The sequence below is a fragment of the Nocardioides sp. genome, assembly GCF_047607185.1.
Classification (GTDB): domain Bacteria; phylum Actinomycetota; class Actinomycetes; order Propionibacteriales; family Nocardioidaceae; genus Nocardioides.
Genome location: NZ_JASGDQ010000043.1, coordinates 26365 through 40227, shown reverse-complemented (window position 1 = coordinate 40227; position 13863 = coordinate 26365). Strand labels below are relative to the sequence as shown.

The following is a 13863-nucleotide window of genomic DNA, read 5'->3' as shown; positions in this document are numbered from 1 at the left end:
CGGCCCGGCTCGGGCGGCGACCAGCGCCGCGGCCGCCCGGAGCGCCGCGACGTGGGCCAGCGCGTAGCTCGTCGGCGCGTCGCCCTGGCCACGAGCCTCGACCGCCTCGGCGAGCGAGGCCGCGGCACGCAGCAGGTAGGAGTGAGTGGTGGCGGGCAGGTGGGGACCCGGCGAGACCAGGCTCGCGACGGCGGCCTGAGCCGAGGGGGCTCCCGCGCCCCGTGTCCGCACGACGGTCATCTGTCTCTCCTCTCGTCCGATCGTGTCGGTCTGGCGGGGACGGGGGTCGAGGTCGTCCCCGCCAGACCGGAAATCGAACATCTGTTCGACTATGTCAACGCTAGCCCCGATTCGCCACAGAGTCAACCAGCGCGCACCGACAGTTCTCGGCGGTCGCCGGTGAGCCGTCGGGTCAGCGACGGCTGCGGTCGTGCGTGAGGAGCGCGCTCTCAGATCGCGTTGGGCTCGGGCTCGTCGATCGGGGCGTGGATGTAGGCGGTGGTGGCGGGGTGCCACAGCGGCACCATCAGCGCCAGGAAGATGACCACGCACACGCACGCCCAGGCGATGAACAGGCCGGGCTGGCCGACCCGGAAGCCGCCCACGCTCGCCACGATGCCGAAGACCAGCGTCGCGGTGATCCCGACCCGCGCCCACTCGAAGCCGTTGCGGAGGAAGACGCCGAGGACGGCCACCAGGCCGGCCACCACGACGTAGAGCGTGGTGGCCACGGGCACGAAGTGCGGCGGCGTCACCGAGCCCTCCTTCACCGCCTTCAGGCCACGGGTCTCGAGCACCTCGCGGACGGCGGGGTTGCCCTCGGCCCAGGCCCGGACGAGGTCGTCGGTGCGGAAGACGACCAGCAGCACCGCGACGAAGCCGGCGGCGATCAGCACCCACAGCATCCGCAGGGCCAGGTTCAGCGAGGCGGGTCGGACGTCCATGCGTGCGCTCCCATCAGTAGTCTCACCGGCATGGCCGACGCTCAGCCCGCCGATCCGGGGCCGGACCTCGAGCACCCGACGATCCAGGTGTTCCGTGCCGACCACGCCGCTCGCGGCGGCACCGGCGATATCGTCATTCTGCCCGACTCGGTCCACACCGCCGTACTCGCCGCCGAGGCGCTCGGCTGCGAGGTCGGCGCGATCGCCAACAGCCTGCTCTTCGACGCCGGCGGCGCCCCGGTGCTGATCCTCACCTCCGGGGCGCACCGGGTGGACACCGCGCTGACCGCCGAGCGGATCGGACTGCCCGAGGGGATGCGCCTCAAGCGGGCGACGCCGGAGTTCGTGCGCGAGCACACCGGTCAGGTGATCGGCGGGGTCAGCCCGATCGGCCACCCCGCCCCCGTCCCGACGTACGTCGACTCCTGGCTGCGCCGCTACCCGGTGCTGTGGGCGGCGGCCGGTCACCCGGCGGCGGTCTTCCCCACGACGTACGACGAATTGCTGGCGCTGACCGGCGGCACCGTGGTCGACGTGGAATAGCCGCCGGCACGACCGTGTTGGGCGATGCTCGGCGCCCGCCGGGTGATTTGGGGGAACAATAGCCACATGGAGAGCCTCGCGCTGACCTTCTCGACCGGTTGGGCAAGCGGCATCAACGCCTATCTGGTGGTGCTGGTGCTCGGCGTCGCCGACCGGCTCGGTGACGTCGGCGACATCCCCGACGTGCTCGGCAGCTGGCCGGTGCTGATCGCCGCCGGCGCGCTCTACGCGATGGAGTTCGTCGCCGACAAGATTCCCTACGTCGACTCGACCTGGGACGCGATCTCGACGCTCATCCGGCCGACCGTGGGAGCGGTCATCGGCGTGCTGCTCGCCGGCGACGCGAGCTCGCTTCAGGAGGCGGTCTACGGCGTCACCGGCGGCCTGACCGCGCTGCTGGCCCACCTGACGAAGGCGAGCGCGCGGCTGGCGATCAACTCCTCCCCCGAGCCACTGACCAATATCGGCGCCAGTCTGGGCGAGGACGTCGCGGTGCTCGCCGTCGGCTCGCTCGCGCTCCAGCACCCGGCCATCGCCGCCACGATCGCGGCGGTGCTGCTCGTGATCGGCCTGGTCGGCGCCTACCTGCTCGCCCGGCTGGTCCGCCGCGGCTGGCGGCGGTGGAAGAAGAGGGACGTCGCGGTCATCATCTAGATGATTGATGCACGGGGATCGTGCGGCGAGCGGCGCTCGGCGCCGCGCTCGCCAGGCGCCGGCGCGAGGGCAGGCTGGGTGCCTGTCGAGCGTTGGCAACGCCGCGAGCGTGGATGCCGAGGGTCGCGCAGCGTGCGAGACCCGTGCATCAATCATCTAGGGTTGCCGCCCGTGCGGGTGGTGGTGGTCGGCGGCGGCTTCGGCGGGCTCGCCTCGGCCACTCGGCTGGCCAAGCTCGGGCACGAGGTCACGCTGGTCTCCCCCGACCTCGGCGGTGCGCTGCGTCCTGTCGAGCAGGATGGCTTCACCTGGGACACCGTCACCACGGCGCTGCTGCCGGCGGTGCTGCGCGACCTGTTCCGCAAGTCGGGACGGCCGCTGGAGCGCGAGCTCGACCTGGTCGAGGTGCCGGTGATCCGCTCGCACCGCTTCCCCGACGGCTCGACGCTCGACGTGCCGGGCGGCTCGCGCGCGGCGCAGCTGGCGGCGCTGGGCGAGCCCTATGTCGACTACGTGGCGTCGTACGGCGAGACCTGGGAGCTGCTGCGGCGCCACGTCTTCGAGGCGCATACCTCGGCGCCGCCGCGCGAGGTCACCGACCTGCTGCGCGGCCGGGAGATGCTGCACCGGCGGCTGCGGGCCTCGTTCCGCGACAGCCGGCTGCGGCAGCTGGCCGGCCATCCCTTCGAGCTGGCCGGGCACGCGCTCCGCGACGTACCGGCCTGGGCCGGGCTGACCGCCTACCTGGAGCAGCGGTTCGGGGCCTGGCGGCCCGAGGGTGGCATGGCGGCGCTGGCGGAGCGGCTGGTCGATCGGCTGGCTACCCGAGGGGTCACGGTCGTCGGCCAGGCGGCGGACGATCTCCTGGTGCGGGCCGGTCGGGTCGCCGCGGTGCGAACCGGCGCTGGCGAGCTCGACGCCGACGCTGTGGTGGTCGCGGTGGACCCGCGCCGGCTGGCCTCGCTGGCGTCGTACACCACCTCCACGATGCCGGCGATCCCGCCCGCGATCGTGCATCTCGGGCTGACCGGGGAGGTGCCGGACCTGCCGGCGGAACTGGTGCTGCACGGCGACCCGATGCTGGTGGTGCGGCCGACCTCCCGGCACTCCTGGACGGTGCTGGTGCGCGGCCGGCTGCAGGAGGACGTGCTGGTCGCGCTGGCGCGCCACCGGGTCGACGTCCGCAAGCAGGTGGTCAGCCGGGTCGACCTCTCCCCCGCCGACCTGGTACGGCGCTGGCGCGGCTCGCCGGCCGGGGTGCGCTGGCAGGGGCGTAGCACCCGCCGGCTCGGCCCGCTGACCCCGATCCCGGGCGTCTACGCGGCTGGGGCGCACGCGGTCGGCGGCGACGGCCTGCCGTTCGTCGGGCTCTCGGCGGCGCTGGTTGCCGCCGAGATCGGCCCCGCCTGACCGCGAGTCGGCAGAAGTGCTGGTCTGAGAAGGCCCGAGTCGGCAGAAGTGCGGGGCTGAGAAGGCCCGAGTCGGCAGAAGTGCGGGGCTGAGAAGGCCCGAGTCGGCAGAAGTGCGGGTCGAGCACCTGCATTTCTGCCGACTCGGCGCTCCTTGCACCAGCACTTCTGCCGACTCGTCAGACGCGGACGTTGAGGCGCTCGAAGATCTCCAGCGTCGCCTTGGAGCGGTTGAGCGTGTAGAAGTGCAGGCCCGGGGCGCCGCCGTCGAGCAGTTCCTCGCAGAGCTCGGCGGCGATGGCGATGCCCTCGGCGCGGACCTTCTCGGGGTCGCCCTCGAAGGCGCTGATCCGGTCCACGATCGCGGCAGGGACCGAGGTGCCGATCAGCTCGCCCTGCCGGCGGATCGCGGCAAGGTTCAAGATCGGCATGATGCCCGGCAGGATCGGGATGTCGACGCCGCGCTCGCGGACCCGCTCGACGAGCGCGAAGTAGTCGGCCGCGCGGAAGAACATCTGGGTCACCGCGAACTCCGCTCCCGCCCGCGCCTTCGCGACCAGCACCTCGGCGTCCGCGTCGAGCGAGGTCGAGCTCGGGTGACCCTCGGGGAAGGCGGCGACGCCGATCCGGAAGTCACCGCGGGCGCGGGCGAGCTCGACCAGGTCGACGGCGTGCTCGAGGCCGCCGGGGGTCGGCGTCCATGCCGCGCGCGGCCCGTCGGCCGGGTCGCCGCGCAGCGCCATGACGTGGAACACCCCAGAGGCGGCGTAGGTATCGAGAATCCCGGTCAGCTCCTCGCGGGTGTGGCCGACGCAGGTGAGGTGGGCGACCGGCAGCAGCGAGGTCTCCCGGGCGATCCGGCCGGTGATGCCGACGGTCTTGTCGCGGGTCGCCCCGCCGGCGCCGTACGTCACCGAGACGAAGGTCGGCTGGTAGGGCTCCAACGCGGCGATGGCCTGCCACAGCTGCGCCTCGCCCGCCCCGTCCTTGGGCGGGAAGAACTCGAAGGAGAACGACCGTTGGCCGTCGCCGATGACCTCGCCGAGTGAGCGACCGCGTCCCGTGACCATGTCGAAGAGTGTAGGGAGCGGCCTCGATAGGCTCCGGCGCATGACCGCGACCTGGGACGACAGCGACTTCCGGGACCGCGTCCAGCAGACCCTCGACGGATTCGTGGAGCGGCAGGCCGGATTCCTCGCCCCGCTCGGGTCCGATGCGGACCGGCTGATCGCGCAGGCGGGTACGACGCTGCGGGGCGGCAAGCGGTTGCGCGCGGCGTTCTGCCGCTGGGGCTTCCGCGCCCTCTCCCCCGGCACCGACCGCGAGGAGGAACTGCTGCGGGCCTGCGCGTCGCTGGAGCTGCTGCACGCCAGTGCGCTGGTCCACGACGACTACATGGACGCCTCCGACACCCGCCGGGGCCATCCGGCGACCCATCGGGCGCTCGAGGCCGAGCACCGGGCCGAGGGCTGGGGCGGCGATCCGGGGCAGTACGGCGCCGCCGGGGCGATCCTGCTGGGCGACCTGCTGCTGGCCTGGTCCGACGAGCTACTGCGCCGCTCCGGCTTCGGCTGGGACGTGCTGGGCCCGGCGCTCGAGGTCTTCGACGCCACCCGCACCGAGGTGATCACCGGGCAGTTCCTCGACGTGTCGGTGCAGGCCCGGGGCCGCGCGGACGTCGACGCGGCGATGACGGTGCTGCGCTACAAGTCGGCGAAGTACTCCGTCGAACGCCCGCTCCACCTCGGTGCCGCGCTCGCCGGCGCCTCCGCCGAGGCGCTGGCGGAGCTGAGCGGGTTCGGGCTGCCGGTCGGCGAGGCGTTCCAGCTGCGCGACGACCTGCTGGGGGTCTTCGGCGACCCGGATGTCACCGGCAAGCCGGCCGGCGACGACCTGGTCGAGGGCAAGCGCACCGTGCTGGTCGCGCTCGCGCTGGACGGCCTGCCTGCCGCCGGCGCGGCGGTGCTCGACGGTGCGCTCGGCCGGCCGCTGTCCGCCGAGCAGGTCGACGAGTTGCGGGCGCTCATCGAGGTCTCCGGCGCTCGCGAGCAGGTCGAGCAGGCGATCGCCACACTCACCAACACCGCCGTCGCCGCACTGGAGCGGGCCAGGATCGACGACCACGCTCGCGCCGTACTGCTGGCGCTGGCCGAGGCCGCCACCCAGCGCTCGGTCTGAGCGATTCGGCCAGCACTTCTGCCGACTCGCGTCAGGCGAGGGTGGGGAGGCCGGTGTCGGGGCCGTCGCCGCGCAGCAGCACCGTGAAGCCGCCCATCTCGGTACGCTCGGAGAGCACGGCGGTGATGCCGGCGAAGGTGTCCGGGTCGGTCCAGGCGAGCGGCCCCCAGGCGTCCCAGAGCAGCAGCTGCGGCTCGTCGAGGTCGCCCAGGCAGTCCCACAGCGCGTCGAGGTTGCGCCCGAAGTAGTCCGGGAACCCCAGCGCGGCGGCGAGCGCGGTCCACAGGTCGTCCTTCGAGGCCACCCCCGCGCCGTCGAGGTAGGCGAAGTGCCACTCGGCCAGCCCGACGGTGTGCCGCACGTCGGCCACGTCGAAGGCCGCGGGCCAGAGATAGACGCCCGGCTCGTGGCGCCCGGCGAGCAGGCCGGCCAGCCCGCTCATCGGCTGATCCTCTCGAAGGACTCGTAGTGGTCCTGCGTCCAGTAGAGCTCGCCGCCGTCCCCGGCGATGATCCGGCGCGCGCCCCGATCTCGGGAGCCGGGCGTCGGCACGGTGTACTCCGCGTAGTAGCCACGCGACTCGGCCGGCAGGATCCCCTCGCGGTTGCCGAAGGTGCTGCCGTCCTTGTCGGGATAGGGGAACGGGCCGCCGGCGTCGATCAGCTCCAGCGTCTGCCGCGCCTCCTCGGGCAGATCGGCGGCATCGATCCAGGGCAGCCCGCTGTCGGGGTCGGTCCGGTCGCCGGCCGGGTCGGCCGAGGGCTCGTCGTAGGCCGAGTCGGACGGGTCGGCCGACCACGACATCGACCAGTCGGAGTCGGCCGTCGCGGGGTACGACGCGGACGGGCTGGCGCCGGGGTCGACAGCCCGGTCCGCCGTACCGTTGCCGTCTCCGGACTGCGACCACAGCCACAGCCCGAGCACGACGACGAGGGCGAGGACCGTGCCGATCGTCGACAGCGTCTTGCGGGACATCGAGGATCTCCGCTAGAAGGCCATCGCCTGGGCGCGGCGCTTGACCTCCGAGCCGCGGTTCTCCCGCAGCGCGTCGATCGGCCGGCCGGGCAGGTCGGCGTCGAGGAAGAGCCAGGCGATCGTCTCGCGGTCGTCGTAGCCGCCGTCGTGCATCAACGTCAGCACGCCGGGCAGGCCCTTGAGGATCTCCGGCCCGGTCTCGCCGTCGACGAGGAAGAGCGCCGGCACCCGCTGGCCGGCACCCTTGACTCCGGGCGTGGGCACCGCCGCTGCCAGCTGGTGCTCGCGGATCAGGGTGCGGACCGAGGCCACGGTGACCCCGAGGGCGGTGGCCACCTCGGCCCAGTCGAGCCAGTCGGTGACCAGGCCTGAGAGATCGTGGTCGGCGAGTCGAACGGGTGCCTCCATGGGGCAATCCTTACCATGGAGCCCGGCTGGTTACTTCCCCGACCGGCTCAGGAGGGTCGATATGCAGCGAGACCGGCATCCCCGTGCCGGCGTCGGGACGCGTCCCGCTCTGCCCGACTCTGCCTCCGATCCGCTGATCGGCCGCACGCTCGACGGCCGCTACCGCATCGAGAGTCGCATCGCTCGTGGCGGCATGGCCGGGGTCTACCAGGCCCGTGACCTGCGGCTGGACCGCACCGTCGCGGTCAAGGTCATGCACACCGGCCTCGGCGACGACAGGGCGTACGCCGCCCGGTTCGTGCGCGAGGCGCGGGCCGCCGCCCGGCTCAACCACCCCAATGTCGTCTCGATCTTCGACCAGGGCGAGGACCACGGCACCCTCTACCTGGCGATGGAGCTGGTCCGCGGCAGCACGCTGCGCGAGACCATCACCGCGCGGGCGCCGCTTGCCCCGGCCCGGGCGCTGGCGCTGATCCAGCCGGTGCTGACGGCGCTGGCGGCCGCCCACCATGCCGGGCTGGTGCACCGCGACGTGAAGCCCGAGAACGTCCTCATCAGCGAGGACGCCCGCTCGATCGAGCAGAGCATCAAGGTCGCCGACTTCGGCCTGGCCCGCGCCGTCACCGCCGAGACCCAGCACACCTCCACCGGGGTGCTCATCGGCACGGTCTCCTATATCGCCCCCGAGATCGTCACCGAGGGCCGCGCCGACGAGCGCGCCGACGTCTACAGCGCCGGCGTGCTGCTCTACGAGATGCTCACCGGCCGCAAGCCCCACGAGGGCGACACCCCCATCCAGGTGGCCTACAAGCACGTCCACGAGGACGTGCCGCCGCCCTCCCGGGCGGTGCCGGGCATCCCCGACTACGTCGACGCGCTGGTCGCCCGCGCCACCGCTCGTGACCCCGAGCTGCGGCCGGCCGACGCCGGCGTGCTGCTACGACAGGTGCAGCGGGTCGCCACCGCACTGGCCGACGGGCTTCGTGAGGACCGCGAGCTGACTGCCGACCTGGCGCTGCCCGCGGACCGGACCCGCGTCGTGTCCAGGCGCTCCCCGACGGCCGAGCACGCCTTCGAGGCCGCGTCGCCGCAGCCGGCACGGATCTCCCCGGCTCCCGTCGAGACCGTCCGGCCGCGCCGCCGCCGACGCTGGCGGGGGCCGATCCTGACGCTGCTGGCGGTGCTGCTCGCCGCCGGCGTGGGCACCGGCGCCTGGTGGTACGGCTATGCCCGCTACACCTCCACGCCGGGCGTGCTCGGCCAGACCGAGAAGACCGCCACCAGTCGACTGGAGGGCGCCGGCCTCGTGGTCGAGGTCGGCTCGCCGGCGTACTCCGAGACGGTCAAGGCGGGGCACGTGATCAGCACCGACCCGGCTCCCGGGGACCGGGTGCTCGACGGCGCCACCGTGACGCTCACGCTGTCGCAGGGCGTCGAGGAGTACCAGCTGCCCGACCTGGCCGGGATGAGCCTGGACGACGCCCAGGACAAGATCCAAGAGCTCAAGATGGCCTATGGCACCGCCACCGAGAAGTGGTCGGAGACCGTGGCCGAGGGTCAGGTGATCCGCAGCGACCCGACCGCGGGGCAGGTGCTCCGGCCCGGCACCGTGATCGACGTCGTGGTCAGCAGGGGCCGCAAGCCGATCGAGCTGGCCAGCTGGGTGGGCAAGAGCGCCGCCACCGCGACCAGTGCGCTGGAGAAGCGCAAGCTCAACGTCGAGACCGACCATCGCTACGACGACGACGTGCCCGAGGGCATGGTGATCAGCCAGAGCCCCGACAGCGGCACCACGCTCTACAAGGGCGACACCGTGAGCCTGATGGTCTCCGACGGCCCGGAGCTGGTCACGGTGCCCTCCGTGAAGGCCTGGGGCGTCGAGGACGCGACCGCGAAGCTGAAGAAGCTCGGCTTCAAGGTCACCACGGCGAACGGCGACTTCTATCTCGGCCTCGGCTACGTGTCGTCGACCGACCCCGCCGCCGGGACGAAGATCCCCAAGGGCTCGACCGTCACGCTCTATCTGGTGTGACCACGCCACCGACCGACCGCCACGTCCCGGGCCGGCGGCCACCCGTGACCCTCGTCGGCCTGCCGCGTTGACCGAGGGAGACGCCCAGCGTTTGGGGCACCGTCGGGGGGAGCGCGTAGTGTCGGGCGTGATGAGGTACTGCACGCAGTGCGGCCACAAGGTCGAGGGTCGCCGGACCTGCTCGGACTGCGGCGCTCTCGTCCCGGTCGAGCCGCTCCCGGCGCCGCCGCTGTCGTCGGCGGGCGCCCGCTATCCCCTGTTCGTCGGCGATCCGCCGGAGGACACCGCCTCCCGGGCGCCTGTCGCCGTCGCGCCCCGGCCGACCTCCCCGGTCGCCACCCGACACCCGGCCCGCCGCCGTCGTCGCGGCGTCCTCGTCCTGGCGCTGGGCAGCGCCCTGGCGGTCGTGGTCGCCGGCCTCGGGCTGTGGCTGGTGTTGAGACCCGACGACACCCCGGCATCGAGCGCGCTGCCGGACGTGCCGCCGCCGGCCGGCTCGGCGACCTGGCACGACCTGGCCGGCGAGGCGGTCGCCACCGCGCCGGCCACCGATAATCCAGGCGTCGACACCGACGGTCAGCCGACGTCGTACGACGCCAGCAACATGCTCGACGGCGACGCCGGCACCGCCTGGCGGATGGCCGGGGACGGCACCGGTCAGGAGCTGACCTTCACCTTCTCGCGCGAGGTGACGCTGACCGAGGTCGGGCTGATCAACGGCTACGCCAAGACCGGCGGGGAGGGCGAGGACGAGCTCGACTGGTATCTCGGCAACCGGCGCGTCCTGGCCGTCGACTGGGTCTTCGACGACGGCACCACGATCCACCAGGACCTGCGGGAGACTCGTGACCCGCAGACCAGGCCGGTGCCCGACCTCGCCACCCGGACGGTGACGCTGCGGCTCACCGCGGTCTCCGCGCCGGGCGACGGCCCCGCGGGACGCGACAAGACCTCGATCAGCGAGGTGAGCCTCGCCGGGCGCTAGCAGGCAGGGAATCGCTAGGCCTGGGTGGCGGCAGGCGCCTCGCGAAGCATGTCGGCGACCAGGAACGCCAGCTCCAGGGACTGCACCCGGTTCAGCCTCGGGTCGCAGACCGACTCGTAGCGGGTGGCGAGGTCGGCGTCGGAGAGCCTCTCGCCGCCGCCGAGGCACTCGGTGACATTGTCGCCGGTGAGCTCGACGTGGAGGCCGCCGGGCCAGGTGCCCAGCGAGCGGTGCACGTCGAAGAAGCCCTGCACCTCGTCGAGGACGTCGTCGAAGTTGCGGGTCTTGTAGCCCGACGGGGCGGTGAAGCCGTTGCCGTGCATCGGGTCGCAGATCCAGGCCACCGCCAGCCCCTCGGCGGCGACCTTCTCCACGACCGGGGGCAGTCCGTCGCGGATCTTGCCGGCGCCGAAGCGGGTGATGAAGGTGAGCCGGCCGGGCTCGTTGGCCGGGTTGAGCTTGGCGGCCAGGGCCAGCGCGTCGTCGGGGCTCGTGGACGGGCCGAGCTTGACGCCGATGGGGTTCTTGATGCGCGAGAGCAGCTCCACGTGGGCGCCGTCGAGCTGGCGGGTGCGCTCGCCGATCCACACGAAGTGGCCGGAGACGTCGTAAGGCTGGCCGGTGCGGGAGTCGACGCGGGTCAGCGCGTGCTCGTACTCCAGGATCAGCGCCTCGTGCGAGGAGTGGAAGTCGACCCGGTGGAACTCGTCGGGGTCGCCGACGCCGATGGCCTGCATGAACGCCATCGCCCGGTCGATCTCGGCGGCCAGCGCCTCGTAGCGCGAGCCCAGTGGGCTGCCCTTGACGAAGTCGTTGTTCCAGGTGTGGACCTGGCGCAGGTCGGCGTAGCCGCCGGTGACGAAGGCGCGGACCAGGTTGAGGGTCGCGGCCGAGGCGTTGTAGACGTCGACCAGCCGCTGCGGGTCGGGGACGCGGGACTCGGGGGTGAAGTCGTAGCCGTTGACGGCGTCGCCGCGGTAGGCGGGGAGGGTGACCTCCCCGCCGTCGGGCATGGTGCGGGTCTCGGTGTCGGAGGAGCGGGGCTTGCCGTACTGCCCCGCGAGGCGGCCGATCTTCACCACCGGCACCGAGGCGGCGTAGGTGAGCACGACCGCCATCTGCAGCAGCACCCGCAGCTTGGCGCGGACGTTGTCGGCGGTCACCCCGGCAAGGGTCTCGGCACAGTCGCCGCCCTGCAGGATGAACGCCTCCCCGCGCGCCACCGCCGCGATCTTGGCGGTGAGCTCGTCGCACTCGCCGGCGAAGACCAGCGGTGGCATGGTGCGAAGCTTCTCGACGGCCGCGCGCAGCGCGTCCGGGTCGGGGTAGGTCGGCTGCTGCGCGGCCCCCATGGCGTGCAGCTGCTCGAGGGTGGGGATGCTCACCGGATCAGGGTACGCGCCCGGTGAGCCCGCCTCCCATTCGCCGGGCTTGAGGAAGTCGTCGGCGCCCATCCCCCATTCTCGTAGTGCCTGCCGTCGATCACGGCCACCGCCGTCGGGGAGCAGCTGCCGTCGGCTGCGAGCCTCGCGTCCATGCGCTGGCTCTCGTAGTCCCACGGCTTGAGGCAGTAAGTCATGTCGGCGTGACGTTCACGGCAGCCCCCGTACCGCATCGTCTACACGGCGGAGCCGGACACGATCCTGATCCTCGCCTACGCCCACGAGCGCCGAGAGCCGGGTTACGCACAGGGCTGCGGATCGGTTCTGTCGCCCCGGCCACGGAATGTGACCGGCCTGGCCAGGGTTGGCACGGGCATGACGCGACGAGTGGTGGCGCAGCGGCCCGGCGGACCCGAGGTCCTCCTCATCGAGGACCACGACACCGGCTCACCCGGCCCCGGCGAGGTCCGGGTCGCGGTCCGTGCCGCAGCGGTCAACCCGCTGGACCTCAAGGAGCGCGCCGGGCTGCGCCAGGTGTCCTGGCCGCACCCGCTGGGCCAGGAGGCGGCGGGCGTGGTGACGGAGGTCGGTCCGGACGCCGTCTACGCCGTCGGCGACGAGGTCGTCGTCTATCCCGCTCCCGGTGCCTACGCCGAGGAGCTGGTGGTGCCGGGCGACGACGTCTTCTCGAAGCCGGCGAGTCTGTCCTGGGAGGAGGCTGCCGGACTGCTGCTGGTCGGGGTCACATCGGTGCACGCGCTGGAGTGGGTGCGGGTGGCGGCGGCGGACGTGGTGCTCGTCCATGGTGCCGCCGGCGGCGTGGGCCAGGTCCTCGTCCAGCTCGCCGTCGCGCGCGGCGCACGGGTCGTCGGCACCGCCAGCCCGCGCAACTTCGACCTGCTGCGATCGCTGGGCGCCGAGCCGGTGGCGTACGGCGATGGCCTGGCCGACCAGGTGCGTGCGATCGCGACGCCGACGGCCGCCATCGACCTGGTCGGCACGGCCGAGGCGATCGAGGTGTCGCTGGCGCTGGTCGCCGACCGCGACCGGGTGACCACGATCGTCGGCGGGCCCGCTGCCGAGGCCGCCGGCGTCGGCAAGATCGGCGGCGCCAACAGCATCGACCTCGGCCTCGAGGTACGGGCCGCGGCGCGGGCGGGACTGGTCGCCGCCGCCGGTCGGGGCGACCTCAGGGTCCCGGTCGCGCGGACCTTCCCGCTCGCCGAGGCCGCCGAGGCCCATCGCCTCGTCGGCGCGGGCCACGCCGACGGCAAGGTGGTGCTGATCCCGTAGTCAGCCGAAGAAGACCCTGGCCTCGGCGTACTCCTCCGGGCTGACGAGCTTCAGCGCACCGGTCCCCTCGCTGAGGGGGACCCGGACGATGTCCTTGCCGCGCAGCGCCATCATGGTGCCGAAGTCGCCCTCGGCGACCGCGTCGGCGGCGTGCAGGCCGAGGCGGGTGGCGAGCCAGCGGTCGAAGGCGGTGGGGGTGCCGCCACGCTGGACGTGGCCGAGCACGACCGAGCGGGCCTCCTCGCCGGTGCGCTGCTCGATCTCCTGCGCCAGCCGCTCGCCGATGCCGCCGAGCCGGACGTGCCCGAACTCGTCGGTCCCGGACGCCTGCAGCGTCATGCCCGAGCCGTCGCGCGGCACCGCCCCCTCCGAGACGACCAGGATCGGGGCGTGGCCCGACTCGAAGCGGCTCCGCACCAGGGCGCAGACCTCGTCGATGTCGAAGGGCTGCTCGGGGACGAGCACGATGTTGGCGCCACCGGCGATGCCGCTGTGCAGCGCGATCCAGCCGGCGTGGCGGCCCATCACCTCGACCACGAGGACCCGATGGTGCGACTCGGCGGTGGTGCGGAGCCGGTCGATGGCCTCGGTGGCGATGCCGACCGCGGTGTCGAACCCGAAGGTGAAGTCGGTGCCGGACAGGTCGTTGTCGATGGTCTTCGGGACGCCGACGACGTTGACGCCCAGGTCGGCGAGCCTGGTCGCGACGCCGAGGGTGTCCTCGCCGCCGATCGCCACCAGCGCGTCGACGCCCTGGGCGGCGAGATTCTCCTTGATACGCGCCACGCCGTGCTCGTCCTTGAGCGGGTTGGTGCGGCTGGAGCCGAGGACGGTGCCGCCCCGGGCCAGGATGCCCCGGGTCTGCTCGACGCCGAGCGGGGTGGTGAGCCCCTCCAGGGGTCCCCGCCAGCCGTCGCGGTAGCCGACGAAGTCGAGCCCGTGGGTCGTCACCCCGGCGCGCACGACCGCCCTGATCACCGCGTTGAGTCCGGGGCAGTCGCCGCCTCCGGTGAGCACTCCGACTCGCATGTGGCCCTCCCACGGGGTTGTCCGGCTCCTG

At 73.0% G+C, this 13863-nt stretch carries 14 protein-coding genes and 1 pseudogene; 7 read left to right on the top strand and 8 right to left on the bottom strand.

Going from position 1 to position 13863, the window contains the following annotated elements; all coding sequences use genetic code 11:
- Nucleotides 1-240 (bottom strand): annotated as a pseudogene (locus QM595_RS04335) (hypothetical protein); the annotation flags it as partial.
- A gap of 209 nt (nucleotides 241-449) precedes the next feature.
- Nucleotides 450-944, bottom strand: coding sequence for a hypothetical protein (locus QM595_RS04330; RefSeq protein ID WP_415170299.1), 495 nt, complete (start codon nucleotides 942-944; stop codon nucleotides 450-452).
- A 30-nt stretch (nucleotides 945-974) separates the two neighbouring features.
- Here QM595_RS04330 and QM595_RS04325 point away from each other — a divergent pair, with 30 nt between their 5' ends.
- The 3 genes from QM595_RS04325 to QM595_RS04315 all read left to right on the top strand — a co-directional run bounded on the left by QM595_RS04325 (nucleotide 975) and on the right by QM595_RS04315 (nucleotide 3551).
- Nucleotides 975-1487, top strand: a complete 513-nt coding sequence (locus QM595_RS04325) for a YbaK/EbsC family protein (RefSeq protein ID WP_415170298.1) — start codon at nucleotides 975-977, stop codon at nucleotides 1485-1487.
- A 66-nt stretch (nucleotides 1488-1553) separates the two neighbouring features.
- Complete coding sequence (locus tag QM595_RS04320; RefSeq protein WP_415170297.1) at nucleotides 1554-2141, top strand: DUF4126 domain-containing protein; 588 nt, start codon at nucleotides 1554-1556, stop codon at nucleotides 2139-2141.
- A 171-nt stretch (nucleotides 2142-2312) separates the two neighbouring features.
- Nucleotides 2313-3551 carry a phytoene desaturase family protein gene (locus tag QM595_RS04315; RefSeq protein ID WP_415170296.1) on the top strand — a complete coding sequence of 413 codons (1239 nt, stop codon included), beginning with the start codon at nucleotides 2313-2315 and terminating at the stop codon, nucleotides 3549-3551.
- Between the two features lie 178 nt (nucleotides 3552-3729).
- Here the strand turns inward: QM595_RS04315 and metF are convergent, their stop codons facing one another.
- Nucleotides 3730-4620 carry a methylenetetrahydrofolate reductase [NAD(P)H] gene (gene metF / locus QM595_RS04310; RefSeq protein ID WP_415170295.1) on the bottom strand — a complete coding sequence of 297 codons (891 nt, stop codon included), beginning with the start codon at nucleotides 4618-4620 and terminating at the stop codon, nucleotides 3730-3732.
- Nucleotides 4621-4660: 40 nt separating this feature from the next.
- Between metF and QM595_RS04305 the strand changes: the two genes are divergently transcribed.
- Nucleotides 4661-5728 (top strand): polyprenyl synthetase family protein, encoded by a 1068-nt coding sequence (locus QM595_RS04305; protein ID WP_415170294.1) that lies wholly within the window; start codon nucleotides 4661-4663, stop codon nucleotides 5726-5728.
- A gap of 31 nt (nucleotides 5729-5759) precedes the next feature.
- Here QM595_RS04305 and QM595_RS04300 read toward each other — a convergent pair whose 3' ends face one another.
- Genes QM595_RS04300 through QM595_RS04290 form a run of 3 tightly spaced genes read right to left on the bottom strand, consistent with a single transcriptional unit; the run spans nucleotide 5760 to nucleotide 7111 of the window.
- On the bottom strand, nucleotides 5760-6170 hold the full coding sequence (locus QM595_RS04300; protein ID WP_415170293.1) for a barstar family protein: 411 nt from the start codon (nucleotides 6168-6170) through the stop codon (nucleotides 5760-5762).
- Entirely contained in the window at nucleotides 6167-6703 is a 537-nt protein-coding gene (locus QM595_RS04295; RefSeq protein ID WP_415170292.1) for a ribonuclease domain-containing protein, read from the bottom strand. The genes QM595_RS04300 and QM595_RS04295 overlap by 4 nt, the downstream gene beginning before the upstream one ends.
- Before the next feature lie 12 nt (nucleotides 6704-6715).
- A complete protein-coding gene (locus QM595_RS04290) occupies nucleotides 6716-7111 on the bottom strand; it encodes an Rv2175c family DNA-binding protein (RefSeq protein ID WP_415170291.1) in 396 nt (131 codons plus the stop codon).
- A gap of 61 nt (nucleotides 7112-7172) precedes the next feature.
- Between QM595_RS04290 and pknB the strand changes: the two genes are divergently transcribed.
- Together pknB and QM595_RS04280 are read left to right on the top strand one after the other, a co-directional pair.
- Nucleotides 7173-9143, top strand: a complete 1971-nt coding sequence (gene pknB / locus QM595_RS04285) for a Stk1 family PASTA domain-containing Ser/Thr kinase (protein WP_415170290.1) — start codon at nucleotides 7173-7175, stop codon at nucleotides 9141-9143.
- A gap of 130 nt (nucleotides 9144-9273) precedes the next feature.
- Nucleotides 9274-10128, top strand: coding sequence for an NADase-type glycan-binding domain-containing protein (locus QM595_RS04280; RefSeq protein WP_415170289.1), 855 nt, complete (start codon nucleotides 9274-9276; stop codon nucleotides 10126-10128).
- Nucleotides 10129-10142: 14 nt separating this feature from the next.
- Here QM595_RS04280 and QM595_RS04275 read toward each other — a convergent pair whose 3' ends face one another.
- Entirely contained in the window at nucleotides 10143-11513 is a 1371-nt protein-coding gene (locus tag QM595_RS04275) for a class II 3-deoxy-7-phosphoheptulonate synthase (RefSeq protein WP_415170288.1), read from the bottom strand.
- 372 nt (nucleotides 11514-11885) lie between these two features.
- Between QM595_RS04275 and QM595_RS04270 the strand changes: the two genes are divergently transcribed.
- The gene (locus QM595_RS04270) at nucleotides 11886-12803 is read left to right on the top strand and encodes an NADP-dependent oxidoreductase (protein WP_415170287.1); all 918 of its coding nucleotides are present in this window, start codon (nucleotides 11886-11888) and stop codon (nucleotides 12801-12803) included.
- Here QM595_RS04270 and QM595_RS04265 read toward each other — a convergent pair whose 3' ends face one another.
- Nucleotides 12804-13832 (bottom strand): 6-phosphofructokinase, encoded by a 1029-nt coding sequence (locus QM595_RS04265; RefSeq protein WP_415170286.1) that lies wholly within the window; start codon nucleotides 13830-13832, stop codon nucleotides 12804-12806.
- Between the last annotated feature and the right edge of the window lie 31 nt (nucleotides 13833-13863).

Excerpts from the sequence above, each read along its gene's own strand:
- QM595_RS04330 (WP_415170299.1), bottom strand. The coding sequence starts at position 944 with ATGGACGTCCGACCCGCCTCGCTGAACCTGGCCCTGCGGATGCTGTGG.
- QM595_RS04325 (WP_415170298.1), top strand. The coding sequence starts at position 975 with ATGGCCGACGCTCAGCCCGCCGATCCGGGGCCGGACCTCGAGCACCCG.
- QM595_RS04320 (WP_415170297.1), top strand. The coding sequence starts at position 1,554 with ATGGAGAGCCTCGCGCTGACCTTCTCGACCGGTTGGGCAAGCGGCATC.
- metF (WP_415170295.1), bottom strand. The coding sequence starts at position 4,620 with ATGGTCACGGGACGCGGTCGCTCACTCGGCGAGGTCATCGGCGACGGC.
- QM595_RS04305 (WP_415170294.1), top strand. The coding sequence starts at position 4,661 with ATGACCGCGACCTGGGACGACAGCGACTTCCGGGACCGCGTCCAGCAG.
- QM595_RS04300 (WP_415170293.1), bottom strand. The coding sequence starts at position 6,170 with ATGAGCGGGCTGGCCGGCCTGCTCGCCGGGCGCCACGAGCCGGGCGTC.
- QM595_RS04295 (WP_415170292.1), bottom strand. The coding sequence starts at position 6,703 with ATGTCCCGCAAGACGCTGTCGACGATCGGCACGGTCCTCGCCCTCGTC.
- QM595_RS04290 (WP_415170291.1), bottom strand. The coding sequence starts at position 7,111 with ATGGAGGCACCCGTTCGACTCGCCGACCACGATCTCTCAGGCCTGGTC.
- pknB (WP_415170290.1), top strand. The coding sequence starts at position 7,173 with ATGCAGCGAGACCGGCATCCCCGTGCCGGCGTCGGGACGCGTCCCGCT.
- QM595_RS04280 (WP_415170289.1), top strand. The coding sequence starts at position 9,274 with ATGAGGTACTGCACGCAGTGCGGCCACAAGGTCGAGGGTCGCCGGACC.
- QM595_RS04270 (WP_415170287.1), top strand. The coding sequence starts at position 11,886 with ATGACGCGACGAGTGGTGGCGCAGCGGCCCGGCGGACCCGAGGTCCTC.
- QM595_RS04265 (WP_415170286.1), bottom strand. The coding sequence starts at position 13,832 with ATGCGAGTCGGAGTGCTCACCGGAGGCGGCGACTGCCCCGGACTCAAC.